25 protein-coding genes are annotated in these 21,606 nt (G+C 31.7%); 23 read left to right on the top strand and 2 right to left on the bottom strand.

Annotation, left to right across the window (positions count from 1 at the left end; genetic code table 11):
- Positions 1–4 precede the first annotated feature (4 nt).
- The 8 genes from prmC (at position 5) to upp (ending at position 6,155) form a co-directional block, all read left to right on the top strand.
- Complete coding sequence (gene prmC / locus KPL51_RS05580; RefSeq protein WP_216158512.1) at positions 5–859, top strand: peptide chain release factor N(5)-glutamine methyltransferase; 855 nt, start codon at positions 5–7, stop codon at positions 857–859.
- Positions 860–1,049: 190 nt separating this feature from the next.
- Positions 1,050–2,132 carry a peptide chain release factor 1 gene (prfA, locus tag KPL51_RS05575; protein ID WP_216158305.1) on the top strand — a complete coding sequence of 361 codons (1,083 nt, stop codon included), beginning with the start codon at positions 1,050–1,052 and terminating at the stop codon, positions 2,130–2,132.
- A gap of 34 nt (positions 2,133–2,166) precedes the next feature.
- Positions 2,167–2,760, top strand: a complete 594-nt coding sequence (locus KPL51_RS05570) for a hypothetical protein (RefSeq protein ID WP_216158303.1) — start codon at positions 2,167–2,169, stop codon at positions 2,758–2,760.
- 113 nt (positions 2,761–2,873) lie between these two features.
- Positions 2,874–3,602 (top strand): ZIP family metal transporter, encoded by a 729-nt coding sequence (locus KPL51_RS05565; protein ID WP_216158301.1) that lies wholly within the window; start codon positions 2,874–2,876, stop codon positions 3,600–3,602.
- A 26-nt stretch (positions 3,603–3,628) separates the two neighbouring features.
- Positions 3,629–4,675: an L-threonylcarbamoyladenylate synthase gene (locus KPL51_RS05560; protein WP_216158299.1), complete on the top strand. Its 1,047-nt coding sequence runs from the start codon at positions 3,629–3,631 to the stop codon at positions 4,673–4,675.
- A 97-nt stretch (positions 4,676–4,772) separates the two neighbouring features.
- On the top strand, positions 4,773–4,979 hold the full coding sequence (locus tag KPL51_RS05555; RefSeq protein ID WP_216158297.1) for a hypothetical protein: 207 nt from the start codon (positions 4,773–4,775) through the stop codon (positions 4,977–4,979).
- A 70-nt stretch (positions 4,980–5,049) separates the two neighbouring features.
- Positions 5,050–5,499: a ribose 5-phosphate isomerase B gene (gene rpiB / locus KPL51_RS05550; protein ID WP_216158295.1), complete on the top strand. Its 450-nt coding sequence runs from the start codon at positions 5,050–5,052 to the stop codon at positions 5,497–5,499.
- A gap of 26 nt (positions 5,500–5,525) precedes the next feature.
- Positions 5,526–6,155, top strand: coding sequence for a uracil phosphoribosyltransferase (gene upp / locus KPL51_RS05545; protein WP_216158293.1), 630 nt, complete (start codon positions 5,526–5,528; stop codon positions 6,153–6,155).
- Positions 6,156–6,242: 87 nt separating this feature from the next.
- On the opposite strand, the gene KPL51_RS05540 is transcribed toward upp, so the two are convergent.
- Positions 6,243–6,788 carry an NADH peroxidase gene (locus tag KPL51_RS05540; protein ID WP_216158291.1) on the bottom strand — a complete coding sequence of 182 codons (546 nt, stop codon included), beginning with the start codon at positions 6,786–6,788 and terminating at the stop codon, positions 6,243–6,245.
- Between the two features lie 256 nt (positions 6,789–7,044).
- Positions 7,045–7,740 (bottom strand): Crp/Fnr family transcriptional regulator, encoded by a 696-nt coding sequence (locus tag KPL51_RS05535; RefSeq protein ID WP_216158289.1) that lies wholly within the window; start codon positions 7,738–7,740, stop codon positions 7,045–7,047.
- Between the two features lie 193 nt (positions 7,741–7,933).
- Between KPL51_RS05535 and KPL51_RS05530 the strand changes: the two genes are divergently transcribed.
- From KPL51_RS05530 to murA, 15 genes are all read left to right on the top strand, one after another.
- Complete coding sequence (locus KPL51_RS05530; RefSeq protein ID WP_216158287.1) at positions 7,934–8,662, top strand: ATP-binding protein; 729 nt, start codon at positions 7,934–7,936, stop codon at positions 8,660–8,662.
- A 247-nt stretch (positions 8,663–8,909) separates the two neighbouring features.
- Positions 8,910–9,398 carry a deoxycytidylate deaminase gene (locus KPL51_RS05525; protein WP_216158285.1) on the top strand — a complete coding sequence of 163 codons (489 nt, stop codon included), beginning with the start codon at positions 8,910–8,912 and terminating at the stop codon, positions 9,396–9,398.
- Positions 9,399–9,497: 99 nt separating this feature from the next.
- Positions 9,498–10,526 carry a glycosyltransferase family 4 protein gene (locus tag KPL51_RS05520; protein WP_216158283.1) on the top strand — a complete coding sequence of 343 codons (1,029 nt, stop codon included), beginning with the start codon at positions 9,498–9,500 and terminating at the stop codon, positions 10,524–10,526.
- Positions 10,527–10,580: 54 nt separating this feature from the next.
- Positions 10,581–11,711: a non-hydrolyzing UDP-N-acetylglucosamine 2-epimerase gene (gene wecB / locus KPL51_RS05515; RefSeq protein WP_216158280.1), complete on the top strand. Its 1,131-nt coding sequence runs from the start codon at positions 10,581–10,583 to the stop codon at positions 11,709–11,711.
- 695 nt (positions 11,712–12,406) lie between these two features.
- Positions 12,407–12,781 carry a hypothetical protein gene (locus KPL51_RS05510; RefSeq protein WP_216158278.1) on the top strand — a complete coding sequence of 125 codons (375 nt, stop codon included), beginning with the start codon at positions 12,407–12,409 and terminating at the stop codon, positions 12,779–12,781.
- 4 nt (positions 12,782–12,785) lie between these two features.
- Positions 12,786–13,466: a F0F1 ATP synthase subunit A gene (locus KPL51_RS05505; RefSeq protein WP_216158276.1), complete on the top strand. Its 681-nt coding sequence runs from the start codon at positions 12,786–12,788 to the stop codon at positions 13,464–13,466.
- Between the two features lie 27 nt (positions 13,467–13,493).
- Entirely contained in the window at positions 13,494–13,742 is a 249-nt protein-coding gene (atpE, locus tag KPL51_RS05500) for an ATP synthase F0 subunit C (protein WP_216158274.1), read from the top strand.
- A gap of 78 nt (positions 13,743–13,820) precedes the next feature.
- The gene (locus tag KPL51_RS05495) at positions 13,821–14,303 is read left to right on the top strand and encodes a F0F1 ATP synthase subunit B (protein ID WP_224853919.1); all 483 of its coding nucleotides are present in this window, start codon (positions 13,821–13,823) and stop codon (positions 14,301–14,303) included.
- A 1-nt stretch (position 14,304) separates the two neighbouring features.
- Positions 14,305–14,838 (top strand): F0F1 ATP synthase subunit delta, encoded by a 534-nt coding sequence (locus tag KPL51_RS05490; RefSeq protein WP_216158273.1) that lies wholly within the window; start codon positions 14,305–14,307, stop codon positions 14,836–14,838.
- A 16-nt stretch (positions 14,839–14,854) separates the two neighbouring features.
- A complete protein-coding gene (gene atpA, locus KPL51_RS05485) occupies positions 14,855–16,372 on the top strand; it encodes a F0F1 ATP synthase subunit alpha (protein WP_216158271.1) in 1,518 nt (505 codons plus the stop codon).
- 94 nt (positions 16,373–16,466) lie between these two features.
- Entirely contained in the window at positions 16,467–17,318 is an 852-nt protein-coding gene (gene atpG / locus KPL51_RS05480; protein ID WP_216158269.1) for an ATP synthase F1 subunit gamma, read from the top strand.
- A 93-nt stretch (positions 17,319–17,411) separates the two neighbouring features.
- On the top strand, positions 17,412–18,809 hold the full coding sequence (atpD, locus tag KPL51_RS05475) for a F0F1 ATP synthase subunit beta (RefSeq protein WP_216158267.1): 1,398 nt from the start codon (positions 17,412–17,414) through the stop codon (positions 18,807–18,809).
- Between the two features lie 43 nt (positions 18,810–18,852).
- Positions 18,853–19,251 carry a F0F1 ATP synthase subunit epsilon gene (locus KPL51_RS05470; protein ID WP_216158508.1) on the top strand — a complete coding sequence of 133 codons (399 nt, stop codon included), beginning with the start codon at positions 18,853–18,855 and terminating at the stop codon, positions 19,249–19,251.
- A gap of 275 nt (positions 19,252–19,526) precedes the next feature.
- Positions 19,527–20,246 carry a YwmB family TATA-box binding protein gene (locus KPL51_RS05465; RefSeq protein ID WP_216158265.1) on the top strand — a complete coding sequence of 240 codons (720 nt, stop codon included), beginning with the start codon at positions 19,527–19,529 and terminating at the stop codon, positions 20,244–20,246.
- A gap of 27 nt (positions 20,247–20,273) precedes the next feature.
- Positions 20,274–21,539, top strand: coding sequence for a UDP-N-acetylglucosamine 1-carboxyvinyltransferase (gene murA / locus KPL51_RS05460; RefSeq protein ID WP_216158263.1), 1,266 nt, complete (start codon positions 20,274–20,276; stop codon positions 21,537–21,539).
- The last annotated feature ends 67 nt before the right edge of the window (positions 21,540–21,606 follow it).

Here is a 21,606-nt window from a genome sequence, read left to right as displayed (position 1 = left end):
ATCAATGAATATAGGTGAAGCACTAGGTCAGGCATATGGAATTCTAAAAGAGGTTAAGATTGAGAGTTATCTGTTAGATTCACAACTTTTATTAAGTGCGGTTTTAAATAAAGATAAATTGTTCATAATGATTAATAGAGATTTTAATCTTAATGAAAAGCAGGAAGACGAGTTCTCAAGATTAATTCAGCTTAGAAAAAATAAGATGCCTGTAAAATATATTCTTGGTGAATGTGAATTCATGGGTATGAGTTTCATAGTAAAGCCTGGAGTTTTAATACCAAGACCTGATACTGAGATTTTAGTTGAAGAGGTAATTAAGCATTTAAAAGAAAAAGCTTATACTAAAGTATGCGATGTTTGCAGCGGAAGTGGAGCTATTGGTATTGCTATTGCCGAATTTATAGTGGATGCAGAGGTAATGCTATATGATATTTCACCGGATGCAATAGCAGTGTCAAAATTAAATATAGAAAGATTCCATCTATCTAAAAGGGTTAATGCAGAGTGCGGCGATTTATTACAGGATGCCATTGCAGAAAACAAGAAATTTCAAGTCGTAGTGTCTAACCCTCCTTATATAAGAGATGCAGTTATACCTACCTTAATGGAGGATGTAAAAAAATACGAACCCTACATAGCACTTAGTGGTGGGGAAGATGGTTTGGAATTTTATAAGAGAATTACTAAGGAAAGTTTATTGGTTTTAGAAAGTGGTGGACTTTTAGCCTTTGAAATAGGATATGATCAAAAGGAAGAAGTTGTGGATATTCTTTTGAAATCAGGATTTGAGAGCATAGAATGTATTAAAGATTTAGCTGGAAATGATAGGGTTATTAAAGCCATATCAGGAGATTAAGCGCCTATAGACTATGAATATACTTTAGAATGTACTAAGTTAATTTGGAAGTCTAAGCTGTTTAGGCTGCTAAGCTACATTGTGGATTCGCCACTAAAACAGAGTAATTCGTAGTTGGTTTGATTTGTATATTGTTATTAACTATGATATAGTATTAAGATGCGAAAATATATATACGGAGTGATAAAAAATGTTAGATAGGCTTGAGTTTACAGAAAGTAAATATGAAGAAATTACAATGAAAATTGGTGATCCTGAGGTTATTGCTAATCAAAAGGAATGGCAAAAGCTTTGTAAAGAACACGCTAAACTGGAAATAATTGTTACAAAATATAGAACATATAAGAAAGCTAAACAAGATATAGAAACAAACAAAGAAATGCTTAAAGACGAAGATGATAGAGAAATGAAAGAGATGATTCAAGAGGAAATTAAAGACTTAATTCAAATTAAAGAAAGTATGCAGGAAGAATTAAGAATTTTACTTTTGCCTACGGATCCCAATGATGATAAAAATGTATTTATTGAAATTAGAGCAGGTGCTGGTGGAGATGAAGCGGCACTATTTGCAGCAAATTTATTTAGAATGTATACCAGATATGCAGAGCGTAATAAATGGAAAGTTGAAGTAATGAGCGCTAATGAAACTGATATTGGCGGATTTAAAGAAGTGGTATTTATGGTAAAAGGTGACTCTACTTATAGTAAATTCAAATATGAAAGTGGAGTGCATAGAGTTCAAAGAGTGCCAGACACAGAGTCCAGTGGAAGAATTCATACATCTACGGCGACTGTAGCTGTACTACCAGAGGTTGATGATGTAGATATTGAAATTAATGCTAATGATTTAAAGATAGATGTGTTTAGGGCATCTGGTAATGGAGGACAATGTGTCAATACAACAGATTCAGCAGTAAGAATGACACATTTACCTACAGGACTTGTAGTTTCTTGCCAGGATGAGAAATCCCAGTTAAAGAACAAAGAAAAAGCTCTTAAGATACTGAAATCTAGATTGTTTGATAAAGCTGAGGCTGAAAGATCTGCAGGAATAGCTGAAGATAGAAAGAGCCAAGTAGGTACTGGAGATAGAAGTGAAAGAATAAGAACTTATAACTATCCTCAAGGAAGAGTAACAGATCATAGAATAGGGTTAACCTTGTATAGATTAGAAGCTTTTCTTGATGGAGATATAGATGAAATGATGAATACCCTAATAACTGCTGACCAAGCAGAAAAGATGAAAGCAATGGGTAATAATGAATATGAATAAAAAGTCTTATTTTTTATAAGTGAAAGGTGATTTTATGAATATAAATAAAGCCATTAGAAAGCAAAAGAAAACTTATAAAGGGTTTATGCTATCAATGTGCTTTATTTTTGTTTTATTACCAGTTATGTTAATGGTATCAAAAATTATAAATATATTCCTTATAATGTATTTAATTTGCAATGAACTACTTATTGCTTTTGTTGTTTTTCTTAGATTCAATGAAGAATATATTGATATTAAATGCGAAGGATACAAAATAAGCATATGGTGTGGAATTGCAAAAATTAAATTTATTATTATATGCAAAAAAGTTGTGTTTGTTCATACTCAAGATAATGGCAAAGATTTAAAAATTATAACAATAACGAAATCTAAATTTAGAAATAAAAAAATTCAACCTATAGATCTTAATTTTTGCAAGAAATACCCTTATGTAGAACAAATGTATAATAAAATTAAAATAGAAAATCCAGAAGAAAATTATTTCTATTTTATAATTACACAGGGTGGATTCAAAAAATATATTTTACTGGATGATTTATATAAATCGTGTGTTGAAGCAATATTTTCTGATGATGCCATAGAAATGATTAAAGAATATAGAGAAAACAGCATAAACCTCCACTGATGGAATAAAATTAGATAAAGAGAAATAAGTATAGTGAATAATTCTCTATATTTTATTCTCATATGGAATTGTAAGGTGAATAATTACAATTCTAATTAAGTGGGGGTATAAATTTGAGTAATAGAATTGTTTTAATAATCATATTCTCCGGAGTAGTAGCTTTAATTGGTACCATGTTAGGCGCTTTTTTAGGTGTTGCCATGAACAAACCTTCTAAAAGATTTTTAGGAACTATTATAGGATTTGCTTCAGGGCTTATGCTTTCAATTGTAGTTTTTGAACTTATTCCTGAGGCTATAGTTAAAACAGGATTTTTAAAAACCTTATTATTTTTAGTTTTAGGAATTATCGTTGTTGTAATAATAGATAAAATAAGTAATTTAGGCAGTAATGTAAATTCTCAATATACAAAAGTAGCTTTTATGGTTGCTATAGGAATAATGCTTCATAATTTTCCAGAAGGGCTGATAATGGGATTTGGTTTTGTTAATGGCGAAAACTTAGGACTTAAAATGAGCGTAATAATAGCAATACATGATGTGCCAGAGGGACTGGCGGTGGCGGCACCTCTCATGCTTTTAGGGACAAACAGTAAACGAATATTATTTTATGCTTTCTTAACAGCACTACCCACTGCAATTGGTGCTTGGATTGGAATTTATATTGGTAGCATATCTGTAAACATATTAGGCAGTGCTTTAGCATTTGCATCTGGTGTTATGTTATATGTTATCTACGGAGAGATGATTCCTCAGTCCAAAAAACTTTGGCCTGGTACGATAAATACTTTGGGGATACTACTGGGAATAATAGTTGGTTTGATAATGACTAATGTGATATAGCATATTTTAAGTTAAGAGGTGTAAGGATGAATACTAAGATTGCAATTTTAGACGAAAATAATATTGTGCAGAATATAATTGATGAGGCAGGACTTGTTATAGCTCAAGGCGGACTGGTGGCTTTTCCTACAGAAACAGTTTATGGACTCGGTGCCAATGCCTTAGATGAGATAGCTGTAGAAAAAATTTTTAAGGCCAAAGGAAGACCTCAGGATAATCCACTTATTGTGCATGTAGCTGACTTTAATATTGAACCTCTGGTAAAAGAAATACCTTCTATAGCAAGGCAAATTATGAAGAGATATTGGCCTGGACCAATAACATTGATTTTTAATAAGTCTGATTTAATTCCGAGTGCTACAAGTGCTGGGCTAGACACTGTAGGAATAAGGATGCCTTCAAATATAATTGCGAGGAAGCTTATTGAGGCAGCTGGAACACCTATTGCAGCTCCTTCAGCTAATATATCTGGTAGACCAAGCCCCACGGATGTAGAGAGTTGTATAGAGGATTTAAGTGGAAAGATAGAGTATATCATAGGTGGAGATAAAAGTAAGGTAGGACTTGAGTCAACAATAGTTGATTGTACTTGTACTCCGCTGTGCATACTAAGGCCAGGAGCCATAACCATTGAAATGCTAAGAGAAATTGATAATAGGGTATATATTGATAAAAATATAATGTGTAAACCAAAAAAAGATTTTAAGCCTAAAGCACCTGGTATGAAGTATAGACATTATGCACCAAAAGCCCCAGTAAAAATTATATGTGGAGATTTAGAAAAAACTGTTGCTAAAATCAATGAAATAGTGCAGAATAGTATGGGCAAGAAAAAAATAGGCATTATGGCAACAGATGAAACCAAAGAAAAATATCCTAAGGGCACTGTTATTTCTTTAGGTAGTAGAGAAAATCTAGATAGTATAGGAAGAAATCTTTTTGAAATTTTAAGAGGGTTTGATGTTATAGATGTAGATTTAATATTATCAGAAGCTTTTGAAGAAAAAGGCTTAGGTGTTGCTATAATGAATAGGCTTAAGAAATCAGCAGGTTTTGATATAACTTTCGTATAAGTAGATACTAATTTATAATTAGAATCTACTTCAAAGGAATACCAGGGGTATAACAATAATTATTGTTATCTACCCCAGAGGAATATTAGGAGGGACTATGGATATATTGTATGTTTGTAATGAAAAAATGCGAAAAAGCTATAATTTAGAAGCTATTTTCAATAAAATATTTACTAAAAATAATATTGACTCATATGTCCAGTATATTCCGACTTATTCAAAGATTCCTGGTGGATTAAAAAACAATGTATTCTTATTATTAGATAAGATAATGAAGATAATGGTATTTAAATATGTTATTTAAATGCTGATATCTTCTTTTTTTGTAATTTACTATCGTATAATAGGAAAATATTTCTTGGAGGTGTTTTATAATGAAAATAGCATTAGGTAGTGATCATGGTGGTTTCAGTTTAAAAAAAGAGATAATTATGTTTCTTGAGAGTAAACATATTGAGGTATCAGACTTTGGTACTTATACTGAGGAGTCTTGTGATTATCCAGATTATGCATTAAAAGTTGCCAAGGAAGTAGTGGCAGAAAATTTTGAATTAGGAATACTTATATGTGGTACAGGGATAGGTATAGGAATTGCTGCAAATAAAGTACCTGGAATAAGAGCCGCATTATGCAGTGATACTTTTAGTGCTCATGCCTCGAGAGAACATAATAATGCTAACATTCTTACTTTAGGTGCGCGAGTTATTGGCACTGGTTTAGCGCTAGATATTGTAGATGCTTTTATCAATGCTAAATTTCAAGGAGATAGACATCAAAAAAGAATTAATAAAATTACTGAAATTGAGAAAAAATATTCTAAATAAACATTAAAAAATTGGAGGAATTATTTATGAGTAAAGTAACACAAATAACACATCCACTTATACAACACAAATTGGCATACATAAGAGATAAAAATACAGGTTCAAAGGATTTTAGAGATCTAGTTGAAGAAGTTGCAATGCTTATGGCTTATGAAGTTACGCGTGACATACAATTAGAAGAAGTAGATATTGAGACTCCTATTTGTACTACTAAATGTAATGTTTTAGCTGGTAAGAAAATGGCTATAGTTCCAATACTAAGAGCGGGCCTTGGAATGGTTGATGGTATGCTGAAAATTATACCTGCAGCTAAGGTTGGCCACATAGGGATGTATAGAAATGAGGAAACATTGCAACCAGTTGAATATTTCTGTAAATTACCTCAAGATATCAATGAAAGAGATGTAATTATTACTGATCCTATGATTGCGACAGGAGGTTCTGCAATAGATGCAATTTCAGCGCTTAAGAAAAGAGGGGCAATAAATATAAGAATTATGTGCCTTATAGCTGCACCAGAGGGAATTGAGGCTATTCAAGAGGAGCATCCAGACGTGGATATATATGTAGCTTCAATTGATGAGAAATTAAATGAAAAAGGATATATTGTACCAGGTCTTGGTGATGCTGGAGATAGATTATTTGGAACAAAATAATTAATTATTATAATTTATCATGAGAAATTAAAAAGCAACTTACAGAAAATTATCTGTAAGTTGCTTTTAATTTTACTTAATCCAATATTATTTAAAATATCTATTAAGTAAACCCTTGAATGCTGAGCCATGACGAGCTTCATCTTTACACATTTCATGTACTGTATCATGGATTGCATCATAGTTAAGCTTTTTAGCTAAAGTAGCTAAGTCTTTCTTACCTTGGCAAGCTCCATGCTCTGCATCGACTCTCATTTCAAGGTTTTTCTTAGTATCAGCTGTCACTACTTCTCCAAGCATTTCAGCGAATTTTGAAGCATGATCTGCTTCTTCAAAAGCGATTCGCGTGTAAGCTTCTGCAACTTCTGGGAAACCCTCTCTATCAGCTTGACGACTCATTGCTAAATACATACCAACTTCAGTGCATTCTCCAACAAAGTTAGCTCTTAATCCTTCTAAAATTTCTGGATTAACATCTTTGGCAACTCCTATTACATGTTCATCGGCCCAAGTCATATCATTTTCATCTTTTTCTACAAATTTATCACTTTTTGCACCACAAACTGGGCATTTATCTGGTGCGTTATCACCTTCGTGGATATATCCACATACTGTACAAACAAATTTTTTCATATTAAATTTTCCCCCTCATATTTCTCTGGGGTAGATAACAACTACTAATTGTTATCCCCCTCGTAGTTTTCTGGAGTAACAATTAATAATTGTTAGTCCACTTGCATTCTATATAATAAGATAACAATTACTATACGTAAAATAATTAACTAGACATAATTTGGTTACCTATAACAGTAACTATACACTAACGGATAATAATTATCAAGTAAAATTTAATATTTACGATAAAATTATACTGTCGTATACAATAACATCAAATTAGTATGGTTTCAATGCCGTCTAAATCTTTTAATTGAACTAAATTTTTATTGAAATCTATTAGGCCATCTTGCTTCATATTAACAAATTCTCTTGAAAGGGATGGTCTCTGAACGCCTAGATGCTCAGCGAGAGTTTTTCTAGACATAGGAAGTATTAGTGAAGTTGTTTTTTGAATTTCGTATTGAGAAAGTAAGTAATTACAAATTTTCTGTCGTAAGGTTTCAAAAGAGAGCTCTTTAATTTTTCCGTTTAACAATAAAATTTTACTTGAGAGAAGTTGCATGAAATTATTCAATACCTTAGGGTAGGAACTACACATAGCTATGATATCTTTTTTTGAGATATAAAGTATTATTGATCCTTTAGATGATACTATAGTAGCAGGGTATATATTTGTCTCTGAAAAAGCGATAGCTTCCCCAAAAATTTTCCCTCTGTTTAATTTTGCTAGGGTAACAACTTTGCCACTAGCATAATGTTTTTGAACTTCTAGTTCACCTTGGATTACAATGCCTAAAGAATTGCATATATCACCTTCTAGTGCAACTATGCAGGTGTGGCATTCAATGCAGTTTTTACAGTTATCAGAAATAGAATAGTTAATATTCGTAATTAAATCTTGTAGTTCCTGGGAAGTTAAACCTTTAAATAAAATGCAATACTTTAAGTAATCTGTTAGTTTATCCATGAAATCACCTTCAAATTTGTAATTTGGTAACATGGGTTACATATTATCATAAGTAATTCTAATATACTTAGCACATACAGTCAATTAAATAATTAATTAGGCTTTTTAAAGTAAATATAAAACATATTGAATTGTTGTTTATTTTAATGCGTCTCAAGGTGAATATATATATAAAATTATAGGAGGAGTTAAAATGAAAAGGAATATTATTAGTATCGATGAAAATAAATGTAATGGTTGTGGAATATGTATAAGTGGATGTCATGAAGGAGCCATTGAGTTAGTGGATGGTAAGGCTAAATTAATAAGTGACGAATATTGTGATGGACTGGGAGATTGTTTGCCACAGTGCCCCACAGATGCAATTAAAATAGTGGAAAGAGATGCTGTAGAATATGACCTCCAAGCTGTGGAATTAAAAAAACAGAAAATTAGTGTAAAACCTAATCTACCTTGTGGATGTCCTGGCACAATGGAAAAGTCCATAAAGAGGAATGTTGATTTAAATGTAAAAAAAGTAGCTACTAAAATAAATAACTCAGAAGAAACATCTGGATCTTCAGAATTAAACCAATGGCCAATTCAATTGAAGTTAACTAATACTAAGGCGGCATTTTTAAATGGTGCAGATATATTAATTGCTGCAGATTGCACCGCTTATGCTTATGGAAATTTTCATAAAGAGTTTATTAAGGGAAGGGTAACATTAATAGGGTGTCCAAAGTTGGACGATAATGATTATTATAGAGAAAAAATTGCAGAAATATTAAAAAATAACGACATTAAGAGCATTACAGTGGTTAGAATGGAAGTACCTTGTTGTGCAGGTATTGTTAGTTCTGTGAAGGCAGCAATGCTTCAGGCGGGAATAATAGTATCGTATAAAGAGGTGACTATTGGTATAAACGGAGAAATAATTTAGTCGAAAAATATAGGCGAAGAGAAATCTTTGTCTATATTTTTTTGTTAAAGTAAAATGTAGTTATAATGGTACATGTTTTTTAAAATTTATAGTAAATTTATATATATGACACATTAAACACTTTAAATTATCATTTTTATAGTGTAAAATAATAGAGATTGATTATTAGATTATAAACTTGGCTTTTAATTTTGCATCTACATAATTAATAATTAATAATTAAAATATATTTATGAGAGGTATAATTGTGGGAAGAATTGACAAGCATAATTATTATTTGGATATATGTGAAACAATATCTGAGCGAGGAACTTGTATGCGTAGGAATTTTGCAGCTATAATAGTAAAAAATGATGAAATTATGTCTACTGGATATTCTGGTGCACCTAGGGGAAGAATGAACTGTTGTGATTTAGGTGTCTGTAGGAGAGAAGAATTAAAAGTTCCCAGGGGCACAAGATATGAGCTTTGCAGATCAGTACATGCAGAACAAAATGCAATTATTTCAGCTCGAAGAAATGATATGTTAGGAGCAACTTTGTATTTAGTAGGGAAAGAGGTAAATAGCGGTGAATTAGTAGAGAATGCTTCGCCATGCTCCTTATGCAAGAGATTCATAATTAATTCAGGTATAGAGAAAGTAATAATTAGAGAAGATAAAATTCAATATAAAACCGTATATGTAGAGGAATGGATAGAAAATGATGACTCACTTCAAGGTGATGGTGGATATTAATTATGGAATTCTGTAAATTACAATTGTTTATTAATTTCATAATTTTAAACCTATATTTATCAAATAAAAACACTGCTTTTGTGAAAGAAAGGTTTTTTTATGAGTAATTTTTATATTTTAGCGATAATTACAGCATTAGTTTCTTTTATAATTACTCCTTTAGTTAAGAAGTTTGCAATAAGGATTAATGCAATTGATGTTCCTAAAGATGAAAGGAGAGTTCATTGTAAGCCTGTTCCAGTCATGGGAGGACTTGCCATATACATTTCTTTTGTTATAGGTGTAATTTTATATAATGGTATCTTAACCACTTCTCAACTAGGTATAATTATTGGAGCGACTATAATAGTTATGGGTGGCATGATAGATGATATTAAGGATTTGAGTCCTAAGTATAAGCTTCTAATACAAATTATGGGTGCTGTTTGCCTTTTATTATCAGGTGTAAGGATATCAATTCTAACAAATCCTTTTAGAGAATTCTATCCTTATTTAAACATAGGATGGATTAATATACCTGTAACCATAATATGGATTGTAGCTGTGACTAATGCATTTAACTTAATAGATGGACTAGATGGACTCGCAGCAGGAGTAGCATTTATAGCCTGTGTTACTTTAATGATAGTTTCTATAATTAATGGAAGATTGGAGGCTGCATTTTTAACAGCTGTTTTAAGTGGTGCAATTTTAGGGTTTATACCATATAACTTTAACCCAGCTTCTATTTTTATGGGGGATACGGGCTCTCAATTATTAGGATTTCTACTAGCCGCAATTTCAATTGAGACCGCCATTAAATCTGCAACAGCATTTGTTATTGCAGTACCAATTTTAGCCTTTGGATTACCTATTTATGATACCCTTTTTGCTATGATCAGAAGGAAAGCTAATGGGAAACCCATTATGCAAGCAGATAGAGGTCATTTGCATCATAGGCTTTTGGATATGGGACTTAATCAAAAACAAGCTGTTATCATTATGTATTTTATAAGTGCTGCTTTAGGCGGAGCCTCAATTCTTGCAATGCAAATAAGTAACCAAAGGGCATACTTTTTGTTAGGAGTTACATCAGTTATAACTGTTTTCATAGCATGGAAATATGGAATCTTTAGGCATAAAGAGTAATTTGAATATGTTTTAAATTAATAATTAAGTTAAGTTAAATTAGGAGGTTATCTGGTGGAAAATATTAAAGTTATAGTAATATTTGGTACAAGACCTGAGGCTATAAAAATGGCACCTCTAATTAAGGAATTGGAAAAATATCCTCAAATACAGTGCATAGTATGTGTCACTGGCCAGCATAGAGAAATGTTGGATCAAGTTTTGGAGATTTTCAATATAGTGCCTCAGTATGATTTAAACATAATGAAAGAAAAACAGAGTTTAACAGGAATAACCTGCTCGGTACTTAAAGGGTTAGAGAACATTTTTGATAAAGAACAACCGGACATAGTACTGGTACATGGAGATACTACTACAACATTTGCTTCATCTCTTGCAGCTTTTTATAGAAAAATACTTGTTGGACATGTAGAAGCAGGGCTTAGAACCCATAATAAGTTTTTACCTTATCCAGAAGAAATTAATAGGAGATTAACTGGAGTTTTAGCAGATTTACATTTTGCACCAACTAATACATCTAAAGAAAACCTATTAAGAGAGGGAATAGATGAGGGCAGAATTTTTGTTACAGGGAACACAGTTATAGATGCTATGAAGTATACCATTAAAGATGATTATATTTTTGACAATAGTAAGCTAAAAGAGATTGACTATAAAAACAAAAAAGTAATAATGGTTACAGCTCATAGAAGAGAAAATTGGGGAATTGGTATTGAAAATATCTGCAATGCGCTGAAAATTGTTGTTTCTGAAAATAGTGATGTAGAAGTGGTGTATTTAGTTCATCCAAATCCGGTAGTGAAAGATATGGTGGAAGGCATTTTAAAAGGTGCAGATAGAATACATTTAATCCAATTCATCGATATCAAAGAAAGCCATAATTTAATGGAAAAATGTTATCTAGTAATGACTGATTCAGGCGGAATTCAAGAAGAAGCTCCTCATTTAGGCAAACCGGTTTTAGTGCTTAGAAAAGTCACTGAGAGAGTAGAGGCAGAGAGTGCTGGTACGGTCAGGCTCGTTGGAACAGATACACAGAAGATTGTATTTGAGGCAAATAAGCTTCTTAGAAATCCAGACGAGTATAATCAAATGAGTAAATCAATTAATCCTTATGGCGATGGAAATGCTTCTTATAAAATAGTGAATTCACTATTAAATTATTTTAATAATAATAGAAATTGAGATTTATATAGAAATTCACTTAACAAGTATTAGAAATTAGTTTTCTAATACTTTTTTTCTTTTTTTTTTGTTCGTTTTTACAAGTAATATTGTCTAAAATAACGGTTTGAAATATGAAAAAAATCATAAGCGGGAGAAATAATTAAAGGGGGTTTAATGTATTGATTATCCTGATATGAGTTATTTAAAAGCCTATGCCCATTAAAATGTTAAAAAAACTAGGTATATTATAAAGCATTAAAGATAAAAATAACCTGAATAGTAAAGAAATTATAAATAAAAATGACTTAATAAAAAATAATTTATTGCAATTGTTTATAAAAAATAAAAGATTAGTTATGATTGTATTATTTTTTATTTTTTTTGTAAATGTTTAACTAAATAAAAATTATGTTGTAAAGTTCACAAAGGCCAATGAAATCGCTGTTATTGAAATCCACGGTATGAGTATTGTGAATATTTTGAATATTGAGCATATTAAAAGAAATAGATTAATTGAATAATGGAAGCATGGATTATTTGCATAGACGCAATATATCATAATATAGAGCAATTTAGAAGAAACATAGGATATTCTATACCAAATCAACTCATAGAGGCATATACCTTGAAAAAATGAGAAATTCTAGGTTTTATTTATGAAAATTAGTAGACTATAATTGATTTTATTAGTTAAGAGCGAGGGGAATAAAAACGTGAATATTAAGTCGACGCAGATGTATAAGAAAATTAACTATTTTAATTTTTTTATTGCACTCATTGGAACTACTGTAACTTATTTTATTAATAGAGAATATGCAGTGTTTTTTTTATTGGGTCTAGTATTAGCAAGTATTAGTTTATTATGTAATTTAATATCTGTTAACTTTATATTAGGCAAAGCAAACAGTAAATATGGGGTTATTACCTTTTTTGGACTTTTTTTTAGGGTGATTATAGTGTGCACAGTAGGCTTAATGGTTTTTAATTATCTTCATTTTGCTATAATTGCGTTTATATTAGGGTATACTTCACAATTTATTTCTCTAGTACTTTACGGAATTAATATTAAAGAGTGTGAAGGGAAGTGAGTAAGTGGGACAAATTACACAATTACCTAGTGTGAATTTATTTGGGTATAATTTTCAAATTACTCTTAGTTTAATAGTGCAGTGGGTAATAGTTTTGGGACTGAGCTTACTAATAGCATTTATTAATTTAAATCTTAAAAAAATTCCAGACAAAAAGCAAAGCATAGTTGAAATTCTTGTAGAATTTGTTGGGAAAACAGTAGAAGATACTATGGGTAAAGATTTTAAAAGTTTTGTTCCATTTATAGGTACTCTAGGAATTTATCTTATAGCAATGAATTTCGTAGGGCTATTTGGAATAAAGCCACCCACTACAGATTTCAGTACAACTTTGGGAATGGGCCTTATTACATTTATGGTAATACAGGGCTATACAATCAAAAAAGTTGGTATTTTGCATTATTTTACTGGATATGCGAAACCAGTAGCTGTATTACTTCCCATAAATATAATGGAGAGAATTATGTTACCAATATCTTTAAGTTTAAGATTATTTGGAAATATGTTTGCGTCAACTATAATTATGGAATTGGCTTATAGTTCACTTAGTAAAATTACTTGGGTGGCTCAGCTGGGAATACCAATACCATTACATATGTATTTTGATTTATTTGATGGTACTATCCAAATGGTTATTTTTGTAATGTTAACAATGATTAATATTGTAATAATTTCAGAACACTAAAATAAAAATGAATAGGAGGAATTTTTTATGGATTCAGCAGGATTTATAGCAGGAATGTCAGCAATCGGAGCAGGAATAGCAGCTATTGGAGTTATAGGTGGTGGTATAGGAACGGGAAATGCTACAGCAAAAGCTGTAGAAGGTATTGCAAAACAGCCAGAAGCTAGTGATAAAATAATTAGAGCATTAGTTATAGGTGGTGCGTTATCTGAAGCAACAGCTATCTATGGTTTCTTAATAGCGTTATTACTAATTTTACTTGGTGTAAAAGGTTAAAGTGAAATAGTAAAAGGAAGGTAGGTGAAAGTCTCGGTTTGCATAAGGATAAAAGAATCTTATAAGCCGTGATTTTATATGATAGAGATGGATTTAGGTAATATTATAGCTGCGATGATAAATTTCCTCATACTACTTTTCATTGCTAAACGTTATCTGTTTAAACCAGTAAATAAGATTTTGAATACAAGAAAACAGGAATTAGATTCTTCTTTTGAAAAAGCAAGGATGGATAAAGAGGAAGCTAATAAATTAAAAATAGAAAATGGTGAAAAACTAAAGTTAGCGAAAAAAGAAGGCAAGGAAATAGTCGAAATATATAAGCAAAAGGCAGAAAAAATGTCTAGCGAATTAATTGAAGATGCAAGGCAAGAAGCTACACTTATCATTGAAAGATCTAGAGTGGAAATTGAAAGAGAAGCAGAAAAAGCACAAAGTGAAATTAAAAAGCAAGTTATAGATTTATCTTTAATATTGTCCGAAAAAGCTCTTGAACAGCATATTGATGAAAAAGAACATAGAAGATTGATTGAGGACTTTATTTCTAAGGTAGGTAGCTGATATGTATGAATACTTAGACAAAAGATATGCATTGGCACTATATACAGTTGCTGAGGAAAAAGGAAAAGTAGAAGAATACTTAACTGATCTTAGAGAAATTGTTTCACTTATGAAGAATGATGCTGAGTTTTTAAAAGTCATTAAATATCCACAAATAAGTACTTCCCAAAAGAAGAAGATGTTTATTAGGATTTTTAAGGGCAGAATTGATGAGGACCTTTTATCTTTTTTACTTATTCTTATAGAAAAAGATAGAATATTATTTACTGAGCAAAAACTTAAAGAAATGGAAAAAATCAATCTAGAACGTAATAATACTCTATTGGTAGAGGTTAAAACAGTAATACCCCTTTTGGACTTAGAAAGAGAAACTTTGCGCATGAAATTATACAAGATGTATGATAAAAAAATTATATTTGATGAAAAATTAGATAAAAATGTTATTGGTGGAGTATATATAAGAGTTGGCGATGACGTTATTGATGGCACAATAAAAAGTAGACTAGAAGATATGAAAAAACTAATGTTGAAATAGGAATAGAGGTGAGTTTATGAATATAAAACCAGAAGAAATAACATCCATAATAAAGAAAGAAATAGAAAGATATGAAAAGAAAATTGACACTGTTGACTCAGGAACTATAATTCAAATAGGTGATGGAATTGCCAGAGTGTATGGGCTAGATGAATGTATGGAAAATGAACTTTTAGAATTTCCTAACGGGATATTTGGTATGGCACTAAATTTAGAGCAAGACAATGTTGGTTGCGTACTTTTGGGACCTGAAAAGGGAATCAAAGAAGGCGATATAGTAAAAAGAACTGGTAAAGTAGTGGAAGTACCTGTAGGGGAAGCATTGCTGGGAAGAGTTGTAAATGCTTTAGGTGTACCAATAGACGGTAAAGGCCCAGTTAAGACTACAGAGTCAAGGCCAGTAGAAGTAGAAGCCCCTGGAGTTATTGAAAGGCAATCGGTTAAAGTACCTCTTCAAACGGGAATAAAGTCGATAGACTCTATGGTACCAATTGGAAGAGGTCAAAGGGAACTTATAATTGGAGATAGACAAACAGGTAAAACGGCACTAACTATAGATACTATTTTAAATCAAAAGGGTAAAGATGTTGTGTGCATATATGTAGCCATTGGTCAAAAGCAATCTACTGTTGCCCATATTGTTAATACATTATCTGAAATGGGGGCATTGGATTATACAATAGTTGTAGCATCTACAGCATCTCACTCAGCGCCACTTCAATATTTGGCACCTTATGCCGGATGTAGTATGGGTGAATACTTTATGCATAATGGTAAGAATGTATTAATAGTATATGATGATTTATCTAAACATGCAGTAGCCTATAGAGCTATGTCATTATTACTCCGTAGACCACCGGGCAGAGAAGCTTATCCAGGAGATATATTTTATATTCATTCAAGACTACTGGAAAGAGCAGCAAAACTTTCAGATAAATTGGGCGGGGGATCATTAACTGCCCTTCCTATAATAGAAACTCTTGCAGGTGATGTTACCGCTTATATACCAACTAATGTTATTTCTATAACAGATGGGCAAATATTTCTTGAGGCTGAATTATTTCATTCAGGACAAAGACCAGCTGTTAATGCGGGAATATCTGTATCAAGAGTTGGTGGAAATGCTCAAATAAAAGCCATGAAACAAGTTACCGGAACTTTAAGACTAGAACTAGCTCAATATAGGGAGCTTGCAGCTTTTGCTCAATTCGGTACGGATCTTGATAAAGATGCGAAAATGAGACTTGAAAAAGGTAAAAGATTAATCGAAATTTTAAAGCAAGATCAATATACGCCAATGCCAGTAGAAAAGCAAGTTATGATTTTCTTTGCTGGAACTAATAACTATCTTACGGATATTCCAGTACATCAAATAACTAGATTCGAAAGTGAATTTTTGGAGTACATGGATACACATCACAGAGATGTAGGCAAAACAATAGTAGACAATGGTAAGCTAGATGATAAACTAAAGGAGCAACTTATTGATGCTATAGAAGAGTTTAAGAAAATATTTTCAATTGAAAAGTATTAACCTTATTTCACAAGGAAATAGTTAACACAGCACCTTTAGGTGATAATTAATTTGCCTTCATATATTGTTTATGAAGGCTAAGGAGAGGTGAAACATGGCAGGTATGGGGCTTGTTGCAATTAAGAGAAGAATAAAATCCATAACAAACACTACAAAAATCACCAGAGCCATGGGACTCGTTGCCACATCCAAATATAAAAAAATAAAAGATAAAGTAGATATTAGCAATAATTATTTAGACGGGCTTTGCGAAACTATAATGCAAGTTAAAGATAATTATGAAGGTGATAATTTTTATATACGAGGAAATGATAGCAGCAAAAAGCTGTATGTTGTATTGACCTCAGACACAGGTCTTTGTGGTGGCTTTAATTGGTCAGTAGTAAATGAAATCATAGATACTTTAAAAGCTAATAAAGAAGAGTGTAGTGTAATTGTTGTTGGCCAAAAGGGAAGAGCTATATTTAAAAAGCTTGACATCGAAACTGTGGCTGAATACGTAGAAATATTAGAACCACCTAGCCTAAAGGAAGCTACAACTATTATTAATCATGCACTTAATATGTATACAAGTGGTGAAATAGGCGAAATTTATATTGTTTATAAAAAACTTATTTCAGCCCTTAAAAATGAAGTTAAAATCGAAAAGATACTTCCTTTAAATTCTCATAATGAAGAGAATACTAAAGATTATGTAGATATTGGAGCATTAGATAAAAAAGCAATATATGAAATTACGAACTTATATTTAAGTGGCAAGATGCTGAATTCATTGCTACATTCGAAAGCAAGTGAACACAGGGCTAGGATGGAGTCTATGGGATCAGCTACGAGCAACGCTAATGATATACTTGATAAACTTAATTTAAGTTATAATAGAATTAGACAAAGTGCAATTACACAAGAAATTTCGGAAATAGTTGGAGGAGCGGAAGCTCAAAAGTAATTTGAGATAAGGAAGCTCAAAAGTAATTTGAGATAAGGAAGCTCAAAAGTAATTTGAGATAAGGAAGCTCAAAGGTAAAAAGGAGTGAGGGAAGTGCCAGGACACATAGGAAAAGTAGTGCAAATAATAGGACCTGTTATAGATATAAAATTTGACTCTGATAGTTTGCCTAACATTTACAACTGTATTGAGATCCAAATGGATGATAGAGTTGTTGTTGCTGAGGTTGAACAACATATTGGTGATGATATTATAAGATCAATAGCTATGGAAAGCACGGAAGGTTTAAGGCGAGGACTTGAGGCTGTTGACACAGGAAATCCAATAACAGTACCAGTTGGGAATGTAGTACTAGGAAGGTTATTTAATGTTCTTGGAAAGCCTATTGATGAAATGGGAGAAGTTAAGGTTGATACATATATGCCTATACACAGGCTAGCCCCAACTTTTGAAGAACAATCCGTTGAACCGGAAGTGTTTGAAACAGGTATTAAGGTAATCGACTTAATAGCGCCATATCAAAAGGGCGGAAAAATCGGCCTTTTTGGTGGTGCGGGAGTTGGTAAAACAGTCCTTATTCAAGAACTTATGAATAATATTGCAAAAGAACATAACGGACTTTCAGTATTTACTGGAGTTGGTGAGAGAACTAGAGAAGGTAATGATCTTTATAATGAAATGAAAGAGTCAGGAGTCATATCTAAAACGGCACTGGTTTTTGGGCAGATGAATGAACCACCTGGAGCTAGAATGAGAGTTGCACTAACTGGACTTACCATGTCAGAGTATTTTAGAGATCAAGGTCAAGATGTATTGTTATTCATAGATAATATATTTAGATTTACACAAGCGGGATCAGAGGTGTCTGCACTTCTTGGTAGAATACCAAGTGCGGTTGGGTATCAACCAACACTTGCTACGGAAATGGGACAATTACAAGAGAGAATTACATCTACAAAACAAGGCTCTATTACATCTGTGCAGGCTGTATATGTGCCAGCAGATGATTTAACAGATCCAGCTCCAGCTACTACATTCAGTCATCTTGATGCTACTACGGTGCTTTCTAGAGGGATAGTTGAACTTGGTATTTATCCAGCAGTAGACCCACTAGAATCTACTTCAACTATGCTTGATCCTAGAATAATAGGTAGAGAGCATTATGATGTTACAATAAGAGTTAGACATATACTTGAGAGGTATAAAGAACTTCAAGATATTATTGCAATACTAGGAATAGATGAATTATCTGAAGAAGATAAGACAGTAGTATTAAGAGCCAGAAAGGTTCAAAGATTTTTATCTCAACCATTTACAGTAGCTGAGCAATTTACTGGAATGAAAGGTAAATTTGTTCCAGTAAAAGAAACGGTAAGAGGATTTAAAGAAATACTTGAAGGCAAGCATGATAAATTACCTGAAGCAGCCTTTATGTTTGTTGGGTCTATAGAAGAAGCAGTAGAAAAAGCAAAAACCATGGCTACAGAATAAGGTATCTTTAAGAATATGTAATATGAAAGGTCAAGGTATTTATATGGAAAATCATATGAAACTTACTATACTTACTCCTGAAAAGGAGTTTTATAGTGGTGAAATCCTAAGTTTAAATACAGAGAGTGATGATGGTAGATTTGGTATTCTTGCGAATCACGTTCCTATGGTAGCTCCACTTAAACCCACAGTTACAACGTTTATAGATTTAAGTGGGAAAGAGCTAAAAGCCTTTACCTCTACTGGGGTTTTAAGAGTACAAAAGGGTGAGGTAGAAATGTTATGCAGTGCTTGTGAATGGCCAGAGGATATAGATATGGAAAGAGCAAGACTTGCTAAAGAAAGAGCAGAAGAGAGATTGCTTCATGGAGATAGAATTGGGTTTAAAAGAACAGAGAATGCTATTCTAAGATCAATTATGAGAATGAAGACAAAAGGCTAGATATTCTAAAATGGAGATATTAATTTATCTCCATTTTTTTGCGTCTAAATTCTTTTGTGCACGTTTCTAATAAAATTTTATATATTAATAATATAGTGAAATGATATATTGTTAAATGTTTTACGAAAATACCCCTATTTATAATAAATCAAATAGCCCTCTTCACATTTGTGCTGAGGGATGATTTTATTAATAACAAATTATTAATAAGCCATAGTTTTAGAATAAAAAGATAAATTATGGTCAACAATTTAATTGAAGGGTAGGGGGATAAAATGAAAAGAAAAAACATTACGCTTTTGTGTATAGTATTGTGCCTAATTATTTTGCAAATAAATGTTAGATTATCAAATGCAAAGGATGGAGTTAATTTATTTGATGAAATATTAATCCAAACTAAAAGTAAAACTGTAGAATATGGATTAAAGGCAACATTTAAAAACCATGAGAATCCAAAAGAAGTTTGTAACAATTTAATAGATGAGTTAGAACTTAATAACAGTGAAATAAAATTAAATATTGTTGAAAATGATAATTCCTATTGTATAGATTTTTTAGGTGAAAATATTAAGGGATATATAGAATCATTAAAATACAATAATGAGGAGGTTGTAACTATAAACATAAGCAAGATAGGAAGTGAAAATGGTTTACAATCGCTTAAAAATAAGGTTAGTAATTGTATTGGTTATAGAGATGGAAATATTAAATATTTTCAATACTTAAAGGCGAAAATTCCATACAGTGCTACAAATTCAGGGGTAGAAGATATAAATGCTGTGAATGAAAAAATACTAAAAATTTTAAAATCTCATGGAACTGAAAATATTGAAACTGTAAAAATAAATAATGGATTAAGTACTGTGGCATATACCAAAAGATATGATGAAAAGTTAAACAATAACAAATTAACTGATTTTAATTATGCTGTATGTAATTATTCATCTGGAAACTACATTATTATAGGAACACCTGAAATAATTATAACTTATTAAACATTAACAATTTAATGGAGGAAAAATATGGAAAAGTTAATCATAAAAGGTGGTAAAAAATTAGAAGGTGAAGTGAATATTAGTGCAGCTAAAAATTCAGTTCTGCCTATACTTGCGGCAACAATACTAAACGGTAATAATTGTACCATTGAAAATATGCCTATGCTTGAAGATGTATTTGTAATTTGTGAGGTGCTTAAATCTCTTAAAGCAAATGTTATTATAGATAAATTGAATAATAGGGTGAAAATTAATACTGCCAATCTATTTGATAATGAGTCAAATGATGAATTAGTAAGGAAAATGAGGGCATCTTTTTTAATAATGGGTCCTATGCTTGGAAGGTTTGGAAACTTTAAAATATCTTTACCTGGAGGCTGTAATATTGGAACTAGGCCAATTGACCTTCATTTAAAAGGATTATCAGCCTTGGGGGCAGAAATAACGGTAGGCCACGGATATGTGGAAGCAAATGCAAAAAAATTAATAGGTAGCAACATATATTTAGACTATCCTTCAGTGGGTGCTACAGAAAATATAATGATGGCGGCAGCTCTTGCAGAGGGTGAGACAGTAATAGGAAATGCTGCTGAAGAACCAGAAATTGTAGATTTGGCAATGTTCTTAAAGGCTATGGGAGCACAAATAAGTGGTGAAGGAACAGATACTATAAGAATTTTAGGCGTTAAAGATTTTAAAGAAGTTGTTCATAAACCTATATATGACAGGATAGAAGCAGGCACATTTATGATAACTGCTGCAATAACAAAGAGTTTATTTAAAATTAATGGTGTTAATGAGGTTCATTTAAAACCAATAATAGCAAAGCTCACAGAAATGGGAGTAGCCGTAGAAATCAACAAGAATAGCATAATAGTTGATGGTAGGAAAAAGCTAAACCCGATAGATATAAAAACTATGCCATATCCAGGATTTCCCACTGATATGCAAGCTCAGATGATGAGTTTACTATGTACTGTAAAAGGTACAAGTATAATTACAGAGACTGTTTTTGAAAATAGATTTATGCAGGCAGTAGAATTAAAGAGAATGGGAGCAAATATAAAAATAGATGGTAGGAGTGCTGTAATAGAAGGTATAGATACTTTTACAGGCTCAGAAGTTAAAGCTACAGATTTACGAGCAGGAGCGGCATTAATATTGGCAGGTCTTACAGCTGAGGGGACAACTGTTATAGAGGATATCTATCATATTGATAGAGGTTATGTTTCAATTGAAGAAAAATTAAAGAGGTTAGGCGCAGACATAGAAAGAGTGAGTTATTGTAAGTAATAAAAAAAATGATGAAATTTACAATTATAATATAAATTTAAGAATTGGAATATATGAGTTATTAGTA

Origin of the sequence: Clostridium bowmanii (assembly GCF_018861315.1) — a bacterium.
Taxonomy (GTDB): domain Bacteria; phylum Bacillota; class Clostridia; order Clostridiales; family Clostridiaceae; genus Clostridium_AD; species Clostridium_AD bowmanii.
This window is presented reverse-complemented; position numbering and strand designations above follow the sequence as displayed.

Bases quoted from the DNA above. Each gene is read 5' to 3' on its own strand.
- prmC (WP_216158512.1), top strand. From the start codon at position 5: ATGAATATAGGTGAAGCACTAGGTCAGGCATATGGAATTCTAAAAGAG.
- prfA (WP_216158305.1), top strand. From the start codon at position 1,050: ATGTTAGATAGGCTTGAGTTTACAGAAAGTAAATATGAAGAAATTACA.
- KPL51_RS05570 (WP_216158303.1), top strand. From the start codon at position 2,167: ATGAATATAAATAAAGCCATTAGAAAGCAAAAGAAAACTTATAAAGGG.
- KPL51_RS05560 (WP_216158299.1), top strand. From the start codon at position 3,629: ATGAATACTAAGATTGCAATTTTAGACGAAAATAATATTGTGCAGAAT.
- KPL51_RS05555 (WP_216158297.1), top strand. From the start codon at position 4,773: ATGGATATATTGTATGTTTGTAATGAAAAAATGCGAAAAAGCTATAAT.
- rpiB (WP_216158295.1), top strand. From the start codon at position 5,050: ATGAAAATAGCATTAGGTAGTGATCATGGTGGTTTCAGTTTAAAAAAA.
- upp (WP_216158293.1), top strand. From the start codon at position 5,526: ATGAGTAAAGTAACACAAATAACACATCCACTTATACAACACAAATTG.
- KPL51_RS05540 (WP_216158291.1), bottom strand. From the start codon at position 6,788: ATGAAAAAATTTGTTTGTACAGTATGTGGATATATCCACGAAGGTGAT.
- KPL51_RS05535 (WP_216158289.1), bottom strand. From the start codon at position 7,740: ATGGATAAACTAACAGATTACTTAAAGTATTGCATTTTATTTAAAGGT.
- KPL51_RS05530 (WP_216158287.1), top strand. From the start codon at position 7,934: ATGAAAAGGAATATTATTAGTATCGATGAAAATAAATGTAATGGTTGT.
- KPL51_RS05520 (WP_216158283.1), top strand. From the start codon at position 9,498: ATGAGTAATTTTTATATTTTAGCGATAATTACAGCATTAGTTTCTTTT.
- atpE (WP_216158274.1), top strand. From the start codon at position 13,494: ATGGATTCAGCAGGATTTATAGCAGGAATGTCAGCAATCGGAGCAGGA.
- KPL51_RS05495 (WP_224853919.1), top strand. From the start codon at position 13,821: ATGATAGAGATGGATTTAGGTAATATTATAGCTGCGATGATAAATTTC.
- KPL51_RS05490 (WP_216158273.1), top strand. From the start codon at position 14,305: ATGTATGAATACTTAGACAAAAGATATGCATTGGCACTATATACAGTT.
- atpA (WP_216158271.1), top strand. From the start codon at position 14,855: ATGAATATAAAACCAGAAGAAATAACATCCATAATAAAGAAAGAAATA.
- atpG (WP_216158269.1), top strand. From the start codon at position 16,467: ATGGCAGGTATGGGGCTTGTTGCAATTAAGAGAAGAATAAAATCCATA.
- KPL51_RS05470 (WP_216158508.1), top strand. From the start codon at position 18,853: ATGGAAAATCATATGAAACTTACTATACTTACTCCTGAAAAGGAGTTT.
- KPL51_RS05465 (WP_216158265.1), top strand. From the start codon at position 19,527: ATGAAAAGAAAAAACATTACGCTTTTGTGTATAGTATTGTGCCTAATT.
- murA (WP_216158263.1), top strand. From the start codon at position 20,274: ATGGAAAAGTTAATCATAAAAGGTGGTAAAAAATTAGAAGGTGAAGTG.